This is a genomic window from Proteus cibi, assembly GCF_003144405.1.
Taxonomy (GTDB): domain Bacteria; phylum Pseudomonadota; class Gammaproteobacteria; order Enterobacterales; family Enterobacteriaceae; genus Proteus; species Proteus cibi.
Window position 1 is genome coordinate 217494 of the sequence record NZ_PENW01000034.1, and the last position, 16238, is coordinate 233731.

Genomic DNA, 16238 nt, shown 5'->3' on the forward strand with positions numbered 1-16238 from the left:
TAAAACGAGGCTTTCCAGTAAAACTTATACATTTATTTAACAAATCACTCGTAGTTATCCTAATGTGAGGCGATATTTTGTAGCTATGAAAAAAGTAATTTGCTAGTATTCGTTCGATTTTTATCCAGTTAAACGAGGAGAAGCAATGCCCTCTCAATTGATGAGGACAAGTGCCGTCTTCGCTTTCTTGATTTCACTACTCTTTACTGGTGTAAGCTTCGCTTCAACCAGTACCGGCAGTTCCCAGATGCTGCAAGCGTATTCTTTCAAAAGCACGTCAACACCGTTGCCAGATTTGAAAAAATACCCTTCGGGAACACAGCGTAAGAAAGCGTTTTTAAATGTCATAGTTCCTATTATTGACAATGTTAATAATAAGATTATGAGAGATCGTGAGTGGTTAACCGCTCAACGTAAAGCCCAGCACTGGGGCAGCGCAGATTTGAAAAAATTGCGTGAAATCTGTCAATACTATGGCGTTACATGTACCAGCCCGAAAAAAGTAAATTGGGATTCGTTATTAACTCGCGTTGACATTATTCCGACACACTTTGTCGCAACGCAAGCTGCAACGGAATCTGGCTGGGGAACATCGAAGTTGGCACAACAAAATAATAATCTATTCGGTATGCGATGTGGGAGTCAGTCTTGCAATAATGTTCCAGGGAAAACCAAAGGCTATGCAGCCTACCCTGATATTGAAGGCTCAGTGATTGCTTATATGCGTAATCTTAATACGCACCGCGCCTATAATTCATTGCGCTCCTCAAGAGCACAGCAAAGAATGACGCAGCAACAACTCGACTCTCGCCAGTTAATCACTGACTTGAAAGGTTACTCAGAATTGGGTTCAAGTTATAACGATTATCTGACCGAAATGTTCGACTCAAATAAAAAACTGATCACTCAAGTTCAGTTGCAGTCGAAGCAAGATAGCTAAGCATTAACAAGCTTTCATCTGACAAAAAGCCACTTTTCTATCTAGAGAAAAGTGGCTTTTATTTATCACAAGATAATCTTTTGATTGAAAGCCTGCTTAGAATTCATAATATATGGGGTAACACGTTTGGTATGACTTTTAAATCACACCCTTAGAGCCCTTTATGAATTTTTTTTCATTCGAGTTTCTCGGAGCCTTTGTTAGTTTTTTTGTTCTATACTGGCTCTTTCAAAAGCACGTTAAGATCCAAAATATTCTACTGATTACAGTCAGTTACGCTTTTCTTTTTTATGCGGATTATCGCCCTGCGATAATCTTATTAAGCTATACGCTCTTTATTTATTTACTGGCGAATATATTAACTAAGTACACATCCTCTAAAGTCATATACTGGCTATTAGGATTACTCGTTGCGGTCTATTTTACTGCCTTTAAATATTACTCCTTTTTCCAAGAAACACTGACACAAGCATTCCAGCAATGGGGACTCAGTATTGAGTTGCCTCTTATTGAGTTGCTTGCGCCATTAGGACTCTCTTTCTATATTTTCCATTCAGTCAGTTATGTGGTTTCTATTTGCCGTAAAGAGATCCCGAAAGCGCCATTTTTGGATGTCGTTCTTTACTTGTGCTTTTTCCCAAGCATCGTCGCAGGCCCCATTAATCGCGCGAAAGAGTTTCTCCCGCAAATCCAGGCACCGACACGTAAAATCATTGATTATAAAGGGGCGATAATGCTAATTGTTTTAGCTATCGCAAAACTCTTTTGGTTAAGTGGTTGGTTCTCAACAAACTATGTCGATCCGGTATTTAATGCCCCCGATTTAGCGCAAAGTGGACAAGTCCTCACGGCGGTTTATGCCTACGCATGGCATATCTATTTCAACTTCTCGGGTTATACCAACCTTGTTACAGGGATTGCTTTATTACTGGGCTTTGTCGTACCTCGTAACTTTAATGCGCCATATTTAGCGATAAACTTAGCCGATTTCTGGCGTCGCTGGCACATCAGTTTATCTACCTTTATTCGTGATTACGTCTATATTCCTTTAGGGGGTAATCGTAAAGGCGTGATTAGACAAAACATGAATGCCTTTGCCGCAATGGTGATTTCTGGATTATGGCACGGCGCTGCAATGACCTTTATTATTTGGGGGGCGATTCACGGGATGGGTGTGGTGTTATTGAATATTAAACACCGTCTCTTTCCAGCGAAAAAAAATGCCCCACCTAGTGCACTATCATCATTAAATATGTTGTTGTCGTGGATAATCACGTTCCACTTTGTTTGTTTTGCGTGGATCTTTTTCCGCAGTCAAACTGTGGGAGATGCTTTAGTCTTAATACAGCAACTCTTTAGTGCAGGTGCTTGGGCATCATTGCAAGCAGAAGGCTTAACCCTCTTTATGTTCTGGGGACTTTTCTTACTTTACCCTTGCTTTGTAACATTAAAGGATATTGTGGCTCGTCTTGAGAAAAAAGTGCCGTGGTATGTTTATCCTCTACCACTTGCGTTGATCCTCACAATTATTTTCATGTTGTCTCCAGATGGGGTGCCAGGATTTATTTATGCCAGCTTTTGATTTCTGCTCAAACTTAAAAAAGACAGCAAAAGTTGCCTTAATGGTGCTATTTAGCACCCTCTTTCTGATTTGGCTAAACCAAACATCACTAGAGCGTTTTTGGCAACAACAATATCATCGCCCTGCTCCTTGGTCTGGGCTTTCTCACTATTATGCATGGCAGTTGGGTGGACAACTGCGTGACGGTGTATTTGTTGCGGTAGAAAGCTATGGAGATTACCTGCAAGTTAATCATCCTGATAATCAAGCAAAACCCATCGTACAAAGCGCAGTGCCTGAGCAACTTCCTGAAGGCTTTGCTGTCGGCCTACACTTCTTTAACGGTTATACACGACCCGCATCACAATTAACGCAACGCTTTCCTCAATTATTAGAGCGTAAGCAAGCAATTGGTGGGTTACCTTACCATTCGGTTACGGATGTGTCTGATGCCGCATTAGAGGCTTTAAAACCGATTGTCCCCAAAACAGAAATTATTTTATCACCCGAAGATAAAGTGTTATTTGCAGGTGATTCAATGATGCAAGGTGTCGCACCATTACTTAAACGCCAACTGCAAACGGATTACAACATCAGCAGTATCGATTTAAGTAAACAAAGTACAGGACTTGCCTATCCACGCTTTTTCAATTGGCCACAAACCATTGCAACACGTTTAGCCAGTGACGACGCCATTAAATTATTAGTGGTCTTTTTAGGTCCTAACGATCCTTGGGATATGCCACCTGATGGCGGAGGGCGTTACTTAAAATTTGCAAGTGAAGCGTGGGAATCAACCTACCGAGCACGTATTGCAAGCATTCTAGAAAATGCCAGACAAAATAATGTCACGGTTATTTGGGTTGGACCACCGAATATGCGTAAGCAGAAGTTATCTGAAGGGATGGCATATCTTGATAAACTTTACCGTGAAGAAGCGGAGAAAATGGGCGAAATTTACCTTTCAGTCAATGATATGTTTAAATACGAGAAAGATATTTATTCTGATTATATGGGTGATGGTAGCAGTCGTGTTAAGTTAAGAGCGGGTGATGGCATTCATTTTAGTTTAAAAGGTCAACAAATTATTGCCCAACACGTATTCTCACGTATTCATCTTCAAGAAAAAATTAAAGAAGATAATGCAGTCGATGATGTAAAAGATAAAAATACGGTTATTGTAAATGAAACAAATAGCGCACATCCTTAAGCGTAAAACGTTAGTCAGTAGCTCAATCATACTGGCTTTAGTTTCACTCTTAGTTGCTTGTAACCAAGACACTGAAAAAACAGTAAAGCTCCCCACACCAACAGTATTACCTGCTGATGGTTCAAGACAGCTTTATAACTATCATGATCCTAATTTTTCGGGCTTTGTTAAGAAATTACAGCAAGGTCGCCAAACTGTGCACATTGTTCAGTTAGGGGATTCCCATACAGCAGCTGATTTTTTCAGTGGCAAGTTGCGTGAACGTTTTCAGGCTGATTATGGTAATGGCGGTATTGGTTTTATTCCCCCAACCAATATCGCAGGTCAGCGTATTGCAAACGTACAATATCAGAGTGATAAGAAAGCGTGGACACTGCTTTCAAGCAGAAAAGATAGCGATCCTGATTTTCCATTAGGCGGTTTTATTAGTGAACCTCAAGCGAAATGGGCAAAATTACAGTTATCTGAAAACCCCGTGACTCAGCAACGCTATCAGTTACAAGCACTTTATAAAACGCCAACAACGGCTCAAGTGAATGTACAGTCATCGACAAGCAAAATCCTTTCCCTATCGCAAACACAAGGTAAATGGCAGTTTTCAAATCCAACAGCCATGACATTCCCTGTCAACATTACAGTGAGCAAAAACCAGCCTGTTAAATTAGGGGGTTGGTTGATCACCAATCAACAACCTGGCGTCATGCTTTCCTCATTAGGCATTAATGGTGCCACTATCAATATGATGGATAGATGGGGCGCACAGTGGACTGAAACGTTAGGACAATTGCAACCTGATATGGTGATTTTGGCTTACGGCACCAATGAAGCGTTCAATGATACCTTTGACTTAGTCGCTTATCGTCAGCAACTGACGGATAAAATTCGCCAAATTCGCCAGCAAGCACCTAATAGCGCAATTTTATTAATTGGACCTTCTGACTCAATCAAAAATAAAGACGCACTTGATTGCCGTTCACAACAGCCTCAATGGCTAAGTGATATTGTCAGAATTCAAAAAGAAGTCGCCCAACAAGAGAAAACCCTTTTTTGGGATTGGCGTAACTATATGGGTGGCGAGTGTTCAATAAAAGTGTGGGCGTTGTATGATTTAGCGAGACCCGATGGTGTTCATCTTTCTCGTGAAGGTTATGAAAGTAGTGCCAATACACTTTATAGCCAATTGAATACCTTAATAAACAAAGGCTGATCCACTCAACTCTGTTCAACACACCAAAAGGAGCTTATCGCTCCTTTTTGATTTTTTATTTATCTACTTAGTAAATCTCGGAGTTTAATAAAACATCCACATACTTAATAACATTAACGCTGGCTTGTTCCATCTGTTCTATATATTGCGTTACGGCTTCTTGATCGCCATTTATATTAGCGCTTAGTGCTAAACGTCCACATTCATGTACTAACTTATGTGGCTGTTCTAAACGCCGAAAAGCCTCTGTACCCGCAAATTTCCGTCCATCACCTTGGTAGTACCATTTACCTAAACGACACTCGGTATGCTGATTCACACAGTTTTCATTATCATTATTTAATAAATGAATATAAATAGCTTCTTTCCATAAAACATGATCAAGCTTAACGGTATTAAAAAACTGCTGCATCGACATAAATTGAAAGATATGTTTTAGCTCATTAGCCTGTTCTGATAGTGCGGCTAAATTTTTATGCCCTTCAATCACCAGTTGTTTTACTTGTTGCAACTGCTGTTGATTCTTTAATGTATTTTCTTTTATTGGTACAAAACGTGTGCTGACATTATTGTTAATTGAGGCTATCGCTGAAGCTTGTTGCTGAATTGCTAATGATAGCTTTTTCATTTCTTGCGCTAATACCGAAAACCCAGCCCCCTCTCGCCCTATATGTCCTGCTTCAATCGCGGAATTTATTGATAAAAGGTTCGCCTGACTAGAAAGCCTATCAATATTGCTGGCGCTCTCTTTAATTTTTTTCAGCCAACCTGAAAAATTCTCTATCTCTTCATTACTCTGAGTAAAATGACCATCTATTTCATTAAAAAATGCAGTTAATGATTGCGCATTATCCAGCATATCTTTAAATAAATGCTCCATCTCATCCAATAACGCCAATTTGCCTTGCAGTTTTTGGCTGGAAGATAAAATAGAATCTCGGATCAACGTGATCGTATGAATATTACAATCCGTGTGTTTAATAAAAAGCGAATTATAGTCAACCATATATGATAGCCTTAAATGTGCCCACCTAATAAAGAAACCTATAGGTTAACGAGAAACGAGGTATTTTCTGTCATATTTGATAGCTATTTATAGCAATGAAAAAAGCGCGTCAAAAGACGCGCTAATCATTTGAAACACAAAGATTGAAAATTAAAGAAAAGCGAAGAAAATCATACCGATCACCGCACCTGTTGTGCCAAGAATAGTTTCCATGAGTGACCATGTTTTTAAGGTTTGTGCTTCTGTTGCACCCGTAAATTTACCAAACAACCAGAAACCTGAATCATTAACATGGCTAAGAATAATAGAGCCACCCGCGATACATACTGATAATGCCGCCATTTGAGCGCCACTGTAACCCAGCTCATTAATAACAGGTAAAACTAAACCTACTGCGGTTAAACATGCAACCGTTGCTGAACCTTGAATAACACGTACTGCACCAGCGAGAATAAAACACGCTACTGCGATTGGCATACCTGCACCAATTAACGCATTCCCTAATGCAGGACCCACACCTGAATCGACTAATACTTGCTTAAAGACACCACCAGCACCCGTCACTAATAAGATAATCCCAGCAGGTTGAATTGCCGCAGAACAAATCTCCATCACTTTTTCTTTACTCATACCACGGCGAATGGCTAAGCCATAAATAGCCACTAAACAAGCCACAAGAATAGCGATAAAAGGGTGCCCCACAAATTCAAGAATATTGTACAGATCTGAACCTTTTTCAACGAAACGCGCACCAATGGTTTTGCATCCCACTAAAACTAAAGGTAATAACACCAGTGCAAGACTGAAACCAAAAGAAGGCATTTTATTCTGACCTAAACTCGGCTCTGATAAATCTTTTGGTAAGTCTAACGTGACGTAACGGCTGATAAAGTTACCGAAAATAGGACCTGCTAATAACATTCCCGGAATTGCCGCACATAAACCAATTAAGATCATCCAACCAAAATCAGCATTCATTTGGTCAGCTAATAGCATTGGGGTGGGTCCTGGCAATAAGAAAGCCGCAGCACCGGCAACACCCGCAAAGAGAGGGATCGCCATTTTCACCACATTGCCACCGGTACGGCGAGCAACAGCGAATACAACACCAATTAATAAGACAACGGCAACATCAAAGAACAGAGGTAGAGCACAAATTAAACCGGCAATACCTAATGCGTAGTTGGCTCGTTTCTCTCCAAAATATTTTAATAATCGCACTGCGATTTGGTCTAATGCCCCGGTTTCATGTAGCACCTTACCAAACATTGCACCCAGCGCGACAACGATCGAGAGGAAACCTAAAGTACCGCCCATGCCGTTTTGCATGGTTTGGGTGATTTTCTCCAAAGGCATACCTGAGAAAATACCTGCGCCAATGGCAACAATCATTAATGCAATAAAAGCATGTAAACGTGCATACATCACAAAAAAGAGCAGTAATAAAACAGAGCCAACTGCCGTTAGCACCAGTGTTAATGTACTCATACCGTTTCCCCTTCCAAAGTCCCTTGAGTGACTGAATTAATCTTATTAATGACACTTACAATCACATCATCAAGTGGCACTGAAATATCAATTTCATACACATCGTTTTCAGCTTTAGTCGGCTCTTCTAAGGTTTCAAATTGAGTCACTAACATTTGAGGTTTAAAGAAGTGCCCTTTACGTGCTTTTAAGCGACTTTCAATCAGCGCATAGTCACCTTTTAAATATAAAAAGTGCAGGCATTGATTGCCGTCTCTTAACATATCTCGATACTGTTTTTTTAATGCAGAACAAACAATTAACGAAACTTCATTAGTTCTTTGCATTGCAAAAGCGGCATCATTTAATGCTTGTAGCCAAGGTTTACGATCTTCATCATTTAAAGCGTGACCTGATGCCATTTTAGTAATATTTGAGCGAGGATGGAGGAAATCACCGTCCAAAAATGCAGCACCTGTACGTTGCGCTACACCACTTGCGACCGCAGATTTACCGCTGCCTGATACCCCCATTAAGATGAAAACATGGTGTAGGGATTGGGTATCGTTCATAGAATGCTCCTTTAAGGCAGATATTAAGTCTTTTTTGTAATGTTACCCGTAACTGTTACGGGTAACATATCCGAAGTCGCAAGACAAATACAACAACGAAGATCAACTAAGAAGTGAAAATGTGAAGCGACTCTCAAATGAAAGTAAGATGATCTACAAACTAACAACAAAATATCTAACCAACTTCTTTTTATTCACAGCAAGAAGAGGAGTAATAACACAGAAAAGAAAAGCTCTTTCAAATAAAAAAGCCCTACTGTTAGAAACATAACAATAGGGCTTAAAAACATTTATTTTTAATATTATCAATAAGTTAAATAATTATATGCTTTCACCAGTAATAATGCGGAATCCAACATCAATCACTTGACCTCGAGCAATTTTACCTTTCATTCGTTTAAGCAATAAATCAGCGGCTTGCTGCCCCATTTCATCACGAGGTGTGAAGATACTGGCAAGGCGAGGCGTCATCACTTGTCCAACGTCGTGCCCGTGGAAACCCGATATCGCAATATCTTCTGGCACAGAAATCCCTAAACGTTGACACTCAAAAACAGCCCCAATGGCAATATCGTCATTGGTACAATAAAGTCCATCTAAATCAGGATATTGCTTACGTGCCGCATGTAATAATTCAGCTCCCAATGAGTAAGAAGAACTTTTTGGTGTCATCACATTACCCACCGGTAACCCTGCATTTTGCATCGCTTTTTCATAGCCATTTAAACGCATTAAGGTTCGTTCATCTTGTCTAGCACCTAGGTAGATAACGCGTTTACAGCCACGTTTGATCATTTCACTGACCATCTGTTGCGAGGCTTCAATGTTATCTAATCCTACCGCCGAATCAAAACAGGGTGAAACGCTATCCATAATTTCGACCACAGGAATACCTGCCGTTTCTAGCATTTTCATTGTTTTTGGCGTGTGTGTTCTTTCAGCAAGAATAAGCCCATCGATATTATAAGAAAGTAATGAAAGTAGCCGTTCTTCTTCTTTTTCAGCACGATAGCCATAGTGCGCTAACATAGTTTGATAACCGTATTTATCGGTTACTGATTCAATACCACGAATCACTTCGGCAAAAACTTGGTTAGTTAAAGACGGTAGTAATACCCCAATCGCATGACTGGTCGAATTAGATAAAATATCAGGAGCGCGATTAGGAATATAATTGAGACTCTCTAATTCACGCGCAATTTTTTCTCGTAAAGCTTCGGAGACTTGTTCGGGGTTACGCAAAAAACGACTCACCGTCATTTTGGTAACACCAACTCGCGAAGCGACATCCTGTAATGAGGGGCGTTTTTTCTTCATTTTATATCGCAACTATCCAAAAACACTCGTATTAATACGCGCTTTAATTTTCCAAGAAGGCTGATTATAGCCCTAGGTTATACACTATTTCGAATAAAGTTTTTCAGATGTGTACCTAGATTTGATTTTGACTGATGATCCCTTGACTTAAGCCAAAGGAAATATAGTATTCTTCGCTGTATAATAAATGAAATAACGATATCAATATAAAACAATAAACAGTGTGAACCTATGGCGATCCACAGACGACAATTTCTAATCTACCTCACGACTATTGCGGCATTATCGGCACTGCCACATTCAGTAAGCGCCGCTATAACCTCACGTATTGCAGCGCAGTTTGGTCATATTCCTGCATCAGCCACAATCCATCGTGTAATTAGTGCGGGGCCTCCTACTGATCAATTATTACTCGCATTAGCACCTGAAAAATTATTGGGGTTTTCCTCTCTTAATTTAGAAAAAAGTCCTTTATTTTCAAATGAACTGCGTAAATTACCTCGTTTAGGACGCTTATCAGGTCGAGGAAGTACACTCTCTTTAGAAGCGTTACTGACGTTAGAGCCCGATATCATTATTGATAGTGGTAATGTGGATGAAACCTATCGTTCATTAGCTAAACGTGTTTCTGAGCAAACAGGGGTACCTTATGTATTAATTGATGGCACATTAAAAGATAGTCCCGCTCAGTTACGCCAAACGGGCGCTTTATTAGGTGTTGCAGAAAGAGCAGAAACATTAGCGCTCATTGCAGAGCAGTATCTTAGTGATGCAGCCTTGTTTGCTTCTACCCAAAAAACAAGCCCTCGTTTTTACCTTGCTCGTGGTGCGAAAGGGTTACAAACGGGTGCAAGGAGCTCTATTCATACCGAAGCTATTGAAACGCTAGGTTTTGAGAATGTGGTAGATATTCCTGATTTCACAGGATTAACGGATGTTTCACCAGAACAACTGTTAATGTGGAACCCTGAAATTATCATCACACAAGATGAAAACGCCTATCAGCAAATTAGGCAAGATCCTATATGGAAAAGTATTCAAGCCGTTAAAAACAACAAAGTGCTACTGTTTAAAGGTTTACCATTCGGATGGTTAGATGGTCCTCCAGGTATCAACCGTTTAATGGGAATGCGTCGCTTACAGAGCCATTTTGACGCACGAATAGAAACACACGTCGTTCAAGATCTGCAAAATTACTTTGCTCATTTTTACCATACGCAATTAAGTGCTGAACAATGTCAGCAATTGCTGGGGTATTCATGAGTCAATCCGTACGCATCACGCTTTTATTTGCGCTATTCTCCATCGTTGCGTTAATTGCAATCACTAGTGGTAAGTATTCACTTACTACTAGTGAACTGTGGACACTGGTCAGTAATAAATTAACAGGCAATGTAGAGTACAACCGGACTGAAACCGTCTTTTGGCAAATAAGATTTCCTCGTGTTCTGGCGGCAATCTTAATTGGTGGTGGATTAGCCATTGCAGGGGCGGCTTATCAAGGTATGTTTCGTAATCCCCTAGTGTCACCGGATATTTTAGGGGTCTCATCAGGTGCAGGTGTCGGTGCAGTATTCGGTATTTTTCTTGGGCAATCGATGTTGTCGATCCAACTTTTTGCCTTTGCCGGCGGTTTAGCAACAGTTGCTCTAGTCTACTTTATTGCAAGGCTGGCGAAACAACACGATCCCGTACTTTCACTTGTATTGGTTGGTATCGCGATAAGTGCATTATGTGGCTCCGCGATCTCATTAATGAAAATTCTTGCCGACCCTTATACTCAGTTACCTTCAATGACCTTTTGGCTTCTTGGCGGACTTTCAACCATTACAGCCTCTGATTTACATTCTGTGGCACCGTTAATGTTAGTGGGTTTTATTCCGCTGATTTTACTGCGCTGGCGTATGAATATACTCAGCCTTTCTGATGAAGAAGCCAGAGCATTAGGTTTAAACGTCGAAATCACTCGACTGGTCTTTATTTTGTCAGCCACGCTAATCACAGCAAGTGCCGTTTCTATCGCCGGTATTATTGGCTGGCTCGGATTAATTGTTCCTCATATTGCAAGATTGTTAGTGGGCGCCAACTTCAGTCAGCAACTCCCTGTTTCCTTACTTGTAGGAGCTATCATGTTGTTAATCACGGACACATTAGCTCGTACCATTGCTAATATTGAACTTCCACTCGGCATCTTAACATCGGCCATTGGTGCGCCATTCTTCTTAATGTTATTACTCAGAACAAGGAGAGGTGGATGATTATTGCAAAGGCAAATCAGCTTGCCATTGGCTATAAAAATAAAGCCTTAATTACAAACCTCTCATTTAGTATCAAACAGGGGCAAATTATCTGTTTATTGGGTGCTAATGGCTGCGGTAAAACCACCCTAATGAGAACCTTACTCGGCTTGTTACCCACGATTAGTGGCACTATTACCATCGCTAATAAACCGCTAACAGATTGGTCTCCGACGGAATTGGCAAAAGTGATTGCCTATGTACCACAAGCAAGCCACATCCCCTTCGCTTTCAGCGTGATAGATATGGTGATTATGGGACGCGGTGCGCATTTATCTTTTTTTTCTATGCCCAACAAACAAGATAGAACAATGGCAATGGAAACCTTAGAAATGCTCTCGCTTTCTCATCTTGCTCATAGAACCTTTGATACCCTTAGTGGGGGTGAAAAACAGATGGTTTTAATTGCACGAGCCCTTGTGCAACAACCGAAATTGCTGATTATGGATGAGCCAGCAGCAAGCCTTGACTTTGGTAATCAAATCAAACTGCTTACCCAAGTTAAGGCATTAAAAGCGTTGGGTATTAGTGTTTTTATGTCTACACATCATCCTCAACACGCCGCCTCTTTGGCTGATGATGTCATTTTACTGACACCTCATACTCCTGTTTTGCAAAACAGCCCTGAAATTTTGCTAACACCCAATAATTTAGCGCACCTTTACGGTGTACAACCAACAGATATTCAGGCGCATTTTCACGCCTACTCGGATAATAACAATGAATATAGGCAAGAATATGAACACAATTGAAACCACAGATTTTGCTGAACTTTATAAAAACCACATGGTACAGGCTGAAAGAACCAAGAAAGCGCCAGAACATTGGGATAAACGCGCTGAAAAAATGGCTGAAACCTGTGCTAATCCTAACGATCCTTACCTAATCAAGTTTCGTGAAATGATGGATTTTACCGGGGCAGAAACATTACTCGATGTGGGTTGTGGCCCTGGATCAATTAGCATTCATGTTGCCGATAAATTCAAAAAAGTTATCGGGATTGATTACAGCACAGGTATGTTAGCCGTTGCTAAACGTAGAGCAGAACAAGCTGGCATTCACCATGCGCAATTTATCACTTGCGCATGGGAAGAGAGTTGGGATGACCTTCCTCGTTGTGATATTGCGGTTGCTTCTCGCTCGACTCTGGTGATGGATCTAAAAGCGGCACTGATTAAACTTAATCGCCAAGCTAAATTGCGTGTTTATACCACACACACTGTTTCACCGACTTTTGTTGATCAACGTATTATTCGCCTATTAGGTCGTGAAGTCCCTACACTACCTACCTATATTTATGCGGTTAATATGCTTAACCAAATGGGTATTCACCCGAAAGTGGATTATATCCGTAGCCGTAACTGTCAAAGCAATTTCAATACGTTAGAACAGTTTATTGAAGGCATTAATTTCTCAGTAGGACCACTAAGCGAAGACGAGATCTCTCGCCTGACAACGTACTATCATGACAGCATCAAAAACGGTGTTTCCCTGATTTCACCCACCCGTGATTGGGCGATGGTCTCTTGGGATGTGGTCCCTGAAAGTGAGCTAACGCTATGATTTACTATCCTGATGCCTTTCTTGATAATTTATTGATGGAAGATATTCAATACGGCGATTTAACAAGTCGCGCCCTCGCGCTTCAAGCACAACAGGGCATTATGACATTTACCCGCCGTGAAGCAGGTTGTGTGAGTGGTATCGAACTTGCACGTCGCTTACTTGAAAAATTAGGCTTAACTGTTGTCACACACTTGCAAGATGGTGATTTTGCAGATCAAGGCACTTTGCTTATCACTGCTGAAGGGAGAGCGGATGCACTTCACCAAGGCTGGAAAGTGGTACAAAACGTACTGGAGTGGAGTTGTGGCGTGAGTGATTATATGGCGAAAATGCTCGCGATTTATCATCGCTATCAGCCTAAAGGGCAAATCGCCTGTACACGTAAAAACATCCCAAATACTAAACTGCTTGCAACTCAAGCAGTATTAGCGGGAGGCGGTATTATTCATCGCCAAGGTTGTTCAGAAACGATTTTACTCTTTGCGAATCATCGTCATTTTTTACCGGAACCTGATAATTGGGCACAACACATCAAACAATTACGTCAAGCGGCACCTGAAAAATGTGTGGTTGTTGAAGCTGATGACATAGAACAAGCAAGAGAAGCATTAAAAGCCCAGCCTGATATTTTACAGCTCGACAAATTCTCTATCGAAGAGATCACGCAGTTGCAACAAGAAGCACCTCAAATTGCACCTCATTGCCATCTTTCTATAGCGGGTGGAATCAACCTCAATACGATAGAAAATTATGCGCAGACAGGCATTACCTTAATGGTAACGTCTGCGCCTTATTATGCTCCACCGACGGATATAAAAGTTCGTCTTTACCCAAAAGATTAAATAAAAATAGCACCTTACATGTAAGTAAGTATTTACATATTAATCAATAATAAACAAAGGAAATGCACGTTGTAAACACAGTGAAGTAAGCTACAAGGAGACGGTAGTGTCGGCATAGAGGAATGTCTCGCCGTACTTGAGTCACTTTCAACGTAATCAATTTGTTTTATAACTAAACCGAGCGCTTACAGGTTAGTAAGTGCTCATTTTATTCATTTATTTTTGCGCAACTCGTTATATAAAAATTTATATATTGATTGCAAAATTTGAGATTGGAATGATGAAATTAAAACCTCTATGCTACTGTTTATCTCTCGCCCTACTACCAAGTATTGCGCTTGCTGATACTACTTATGGTCAATCCACACCTGACTTATTAACCGTTTGGAGTAGCCCAATAGCGGCAAATCCAGATGTGTTAACCCAAGCACAAATGCTAGAACAAAATAGAGTCAATGCAGCACAAGCGATTGCCACATTACCCGGTGTGGTGATGCAAAAATCAGGTAACCGTAATGAATACACCATTAAAGTACGCGGATTTGATAGCCGCCAAGTACCGGTATTCTTTGATGGTATTCCTACTTATGTACCTTATGATGGCAACTTAGACTTAGCCCGTTTTACCACCAACGATCTAGCAAGCATTGAAGTTAATAAAGGCTACACCTCATTACTACAAGGTCCTAACTTAATGGGAGGGGCGATTAATATCACCACGGCAATACCGACAAAACCATTAGAAGGCAGTATTGCCTATTCTCAAGGTTTTGCGCGTGGCGCTGATTATGCACATAACATGAGTGCACGTTTAGGTATACGTAATGAATTAGGTTTTATTCAAGTGAGTGGTAGCCAATTAAAGCAACGCTTTACACCCATTCCGGGCGCTGATGAAAATAATGAGAATGCAGGTACTCATGGACGTCGTGATAATTCAGCGACTGACGATAAACGTGGCATGATCAAAGTCGGTTGGACACCACGCGCTTCTGATGAATATACCGTTACTTATATCAAACAAGATGGTGAAAAAAATAGCCCACCCAACACCAGTAGCAATGCAAAAGGCAAATATAAATACTGGGCATGGCCTGATTACAACAAAGAGAGTTTTTACTATAACGGTGTAACTCAAATTACCGATGGCATCAATCTGCAAAGCCGTGCTTATCACGACAAATTTGAAAATACGCTTTATATGTATCCTAAAAAAGGCAACTACGTTGACTATAGCCACTATGATGACTACAGCACAGGAGCCGCATTACAGTTAGGTATTGATACTCGCGAAAATGATTTGCTCTCTTTTGCAGCACACTGGAAAGATGACGTTCACCGCTCTCAAAAAGAGAAAAAGGGTGATTGGTTACGTTATAAAGACAGAACATGGTCTTTAGCCTCTGAATATCAGTGGGCAGCCACCAACGATTTAGATTTAGTGGGTGCGATTAGCTATGATTGGCGTGATAGTGTTGATACCGACAAAGGCGCTGATGATAACAAACAAACGGCGTTTAACTGGGAGATGATGGCGAAATACACTTTAGCGAATAATGACGCCGTGCGCTTCTCTGTTTCTGATCGTAGCCGTTTCTCGACACAAAAAGAGCGTTACACCACAGAGAAGCCCAAAGATGGATCAAAAGGGATTATTAACCCTGATTTAGATCCTGAACGCGCTTTATCTTTCGATTTAACCTATGAAGGTCACATCACCGATAACTGGGGTTACCAAACGAGCATTTACTACAATCGTGTCAGCGATGCAATTATGGCACACACCGTTTATCGTAATGGCACGGCTTTCTTCCAAAATCAAAATAGCGGACGTATTGACTATGTTGGTTTAGATTTAGGCACTAAAGGTAACGTGACAGATTGGTTAGAGCTTGGCGTAAACTATAGCTATATCTACAGTGATCCTAAACAGATTGAACACATTGAGGGCTTACCAAAGCATAAAGCCTATATGTGGGTGACTTTTATTCCGGTTGAACAAGTTCGCTTTACCATTATGGAAGAAGCACAAGGCTGGACTTATAACCGCATTGATGAAGATGACAAGCTAGCAGGCTATGCAAAAACAGATCTGCGTTTAGATTATGATGTTGGTTATGGCATTTCTGCTAATGCATCAATCAATAACCTATTCGATAAATCTTACGAATATACACAAGGTTATATGGAAGATGGTCGTAATTACTGGTTAGGTGTTGAATATAAATTCTAATTATTGCCATTACATGATTA

General features: G+C 40.7%; 14 protein-coding genes. 10 read left to right on the forward strand and 4 right to left on the reverse strand.

The features are described from left to right. The first annotated feature begins 145 nt into the window (after positions 1 to 145). The 4 genes from DK865_RS18015 (at position 146) to DK865_RS18030 (ending at position 4918) form a co-directional block, all read left to right on the forward strand. A complete protein-coding gene (locus DK865_RS18015) occupies positions 146 to 940 on the forward strand; it encodes a protein bax (protein ID WP_036914102.1) in 795 nt (264 codons plus the stop codon). A gap of 163 nt (positions 941 to 1103) precedes the next feature. Beyond that, positions 1104 to 2522, forward strand: coding sequence for an MBOAT family O-acyltransferase (locus DK865_RS18020; protein ID WP_109392498.1), 1419 nt, complete (start codon positions 1104 to 1106; stop codon positions 2520 to 2522). Next, on the forward strand, positions 2509 to 3711 hold the full coding sequence (locus DK865_RS18025) for an SGNH/GDSL hydrolase family protein (RefSeq protein ID WP_109392499.1): 1203 nt from the start codon (positions 2509 to 2511) through the stop codon (positions 3709 to 3711). Before DK865_RS18020 ends, DK865_RS18025 begins: the two co-directional genes overlap by 14 nt. Beyond that, positions 3686 to 4918: an SGNH/GDSL hydrolase family protein gene (locus tag DK865_RS18030; RefSeq protein WP_109392500.1), complete on the forward strand. Its 1233-nt coding sequence runs from the start codon at positions 3686 to 3688 to the stop codon at positions 4916 to 4918. The genes DK865_RS18025 and DK865_RS18030 overlap by 26 nt, the downstream gene beginning before the upstream one ends. A 67-nt stretch (positions 4919 to 4985) precedes the next feature. On the opposite strand, the gene DK865_RS18035 is transcribed toward DK865_RS18030, so the two are convergent. The 4 genes from DK865_RS18035 to gntR form a co-directional block, all read right to left on the reverse strand. Then, on the reverse strand, positions 4986 to 5924 hold the full coding sequence (locus DK865_RS18035) for a methyl-accepting chemotaxis protein (protein WP_109392501.1): 939 nt from the start codon (positions 5922 to 5924) through the stop codon (positions 4986 to 4988). Positions 5925 to 6074: 150 nt separating this feature from the next. Then, positions 6075 to 7412, reverse strand: a complete 1338-nt coding sequence (gntU, locus tag DK865_RS18040) for a gluconate transporter (protein ID WP_023583000.1) — start codon at positions 7410 to 7412, stop codon at positions 6075 to 6077. After that, a complete protein-coding gene (gntK, locus tag DK865_RS18045; protein WP_109392502.1) occupies positions 7409 to 7963 on the reverse strand; it encodes a gluconokinase in 555 nt (184 codons plus the stop codon). Before gntK ends, gntU begins: the two co-directional genes overlap by 4 nt. A gap of 321 nt (positions 7964 to 8284) precedes the next feature. Then, positions 8285 to 9280: a gluconate operon transcriptional repressor GntR gene (gntR, locus tag DK865_RS18050; RefSeq protein ID WP_023583002.1), complete on the reverse strand. Its 996-nt coding sequence runs from the start codon at positions 9278 to 9280 to the stop codon at positions 8285 to 8287. A 231-nt stretch (positions 9281 to 9511) separates the two neighbouring features. On the opposite strand from gntR, the gene DK865_RS18055 reads away from it, so the two are divergent. From DK865_RS18055 to DK865_RS18080, 6 genes are all read left to right on the forward strand, one after another. Further along, positions 9512 to 10543 carry an iron ABC transporter substrate-binding protein gene (locus tag DK865_RS18055; RefSeq protein WP_109392503.1) on the forward strand — a complete coding sequence of 344 codons (1032 nt, stop codon included), beginning with the start codon at positions 9512 to 9514 and terminating at the stop codon, positions 10541 to 10543. Further along, positions 10540 to 11538, forward strand: coding sequence for a FecCD family ABC transporter permease (locus tag DK865_RS18060; protein ID WP_023583004.1), 999 nt, complete (start codon positions 10540 to 10542; stop codon positions 11536 to 11538). Before DK865_RS18055 ends, DK865_RS18060 begins: the two co-directional genes overlap by 4 nt. After that, on the forward strand, positions 11535 to 12329 hold the full coding sequence (locus tag DK865_RS18065) for an ABC transporter ATP-binding protein (RefSeq protein WP_109392504.1): 795 nt from the start codon (positions 11535 to 11537) through the stop codon (positions 12327 to 12329). The genes DK865_RS18060 and DK865_RS18065 overlap by 4 nt, the downstream gene beginning before the upstream one ends. Next, complete coding sequence (locus DK865_RS18070; protein ID WP_036914110.1) at positions 12316 to 13140, forward strand: class I SAM-dependent methyltransferase; 825 nt, start codon at positions 12316 to 12318, stop codon at positions 13138 to 13140. The genes DK865_RS18065 and DK865_RS18070 overlap by 14 nt, the downstream gene beginning before the upstream one ends. Next, positions 13137 to 13985, forward strand: a complete 849-nt coding sequence (modD, locus tag DK865_RS18075; RefSeq protein WP_109392505.1) for a ModD protein — start codon at positions 13137 to 13139, stop codon at positions 13983 to 13985. The genes DK865_RS18070 and modD overlap by 4 nt, the downstream gene beginning before the upstream one ends. A 280-nt stretch (positions 13986 to 14265) precedes the next feature. Further along, a complete protein-coding gene (locus DK865_RS18080) occupies positions 14266 to 16218 on the forward strand; it encodes a TonB-dependent receptor plug domain-containing protein (protein ID WP_109392558.1) in 1953 nt (650 codons plus the stop codon). Positions 16219 to 16238: the final 20 nt, after the last annotated feature.

What these genes read in the sequence shown, in the direction of transcription:
- DK865_RS18015 (WP_036914102.1), top strand. Translation starts at nt 146, where the DNA reads ATGCCCTCTCAATTGATGAGGACAAGTGCCGTCTTCGCTTTCTTGATT.
- DK865_RS18020 (WP_109392498.1), top strand. Translation starts at nt 1,104, where the DNA reads ATGAATTTTTTTTCATTCGAGTTTCTCGGAGCCTTTGTTAGTTTTTTT.
- DK865_RS18025 (WP_109392499.1), top strand. Translation starts at nt 2,509, where the DNA reads ATGCCAGCTTTTGATTTCTGCTCAAACTTAAAAAAGACAGCAAAAGTT.
- DK865_RS18030 (WP_109392500.1), top strand. Translation starts at nt 3,686, where the DNA reads ATGAAACAAATAGCGCACATCCTTAAGCGTAAAACGTTAGTCAGTAGC.
- DK865_RS18035 (WP_109392501.1), bottom strand. Translation starts at nt 5,924, where the DNA reads ATGGTTGACTATAATTCGCTTTTTATTAAACACACGGATTGTAATATT.
- gntU (WP_023583000.1), bottom strand. Translation starts at nt 7,412, where the DNA reads ATGAGTACATTAACACTGGTGCTAACGGCAGTTGGCTCTGTTTTATTA.
- gntK (WP_109392502.1), bottom strand. Translation starts at nt 7,963, where the DNA reads ATGAACGATACCCAATCCCTACACCATGTTTTCATCTTAATGGGGGTA.
- gntR (WP_023583002.1), bottom strand. Translation starts at nt 9,280, where the DNA reads ATGAAGAAAAAACGCCCCTCATTACAGGATGTCGCTTCGCGAGTTGGT.
- DK865_RS18055 (WP_109392503.1), top strand. Translation starts at nt 9,512, where the DNA reads ATGGCGATCCACAGACGACAATTTCTAATCTACCTCACGACTATTGCG.
- DK865_RS18060 (WP_023583004.1), top strand. Translation starts at nt 10,540, where the DNA reads ATGAGTCAATCCGTACGCATCACGCTTTTATTTGCGCTATTCTCCATC.
- DK865_RS18065 (WP_109392504.1), top strand. Translation starts at nt 11,535, where the DNA reads ATGATTATTGCAAAGGCAAATCAGCTTGCCATTGGCTATAAAAATAAA.
- DK865_RS18070 (WP_036914110.1), top strand. Translation starts at nt 12,316, where the DNA reads ATGAACACAATTGAAACCACAGATTTTGCTGAACTTTATAAAAACCAC.
- modD (WP_109392505.1), top strand. Translation starts at nt 13,137, where the DNA reads ATGATTTACTATCCTGATGCCTTTCTTGATAATTTATTGATGGAAGAT.
- DK865_RS18080 (WP_109392558.1), top strand. Translation starts at nt 14,266, where the DNA reads ATGAAATTAAAACCTCTATGCTACTGTTTATCTCTCGCCCTACTACCA.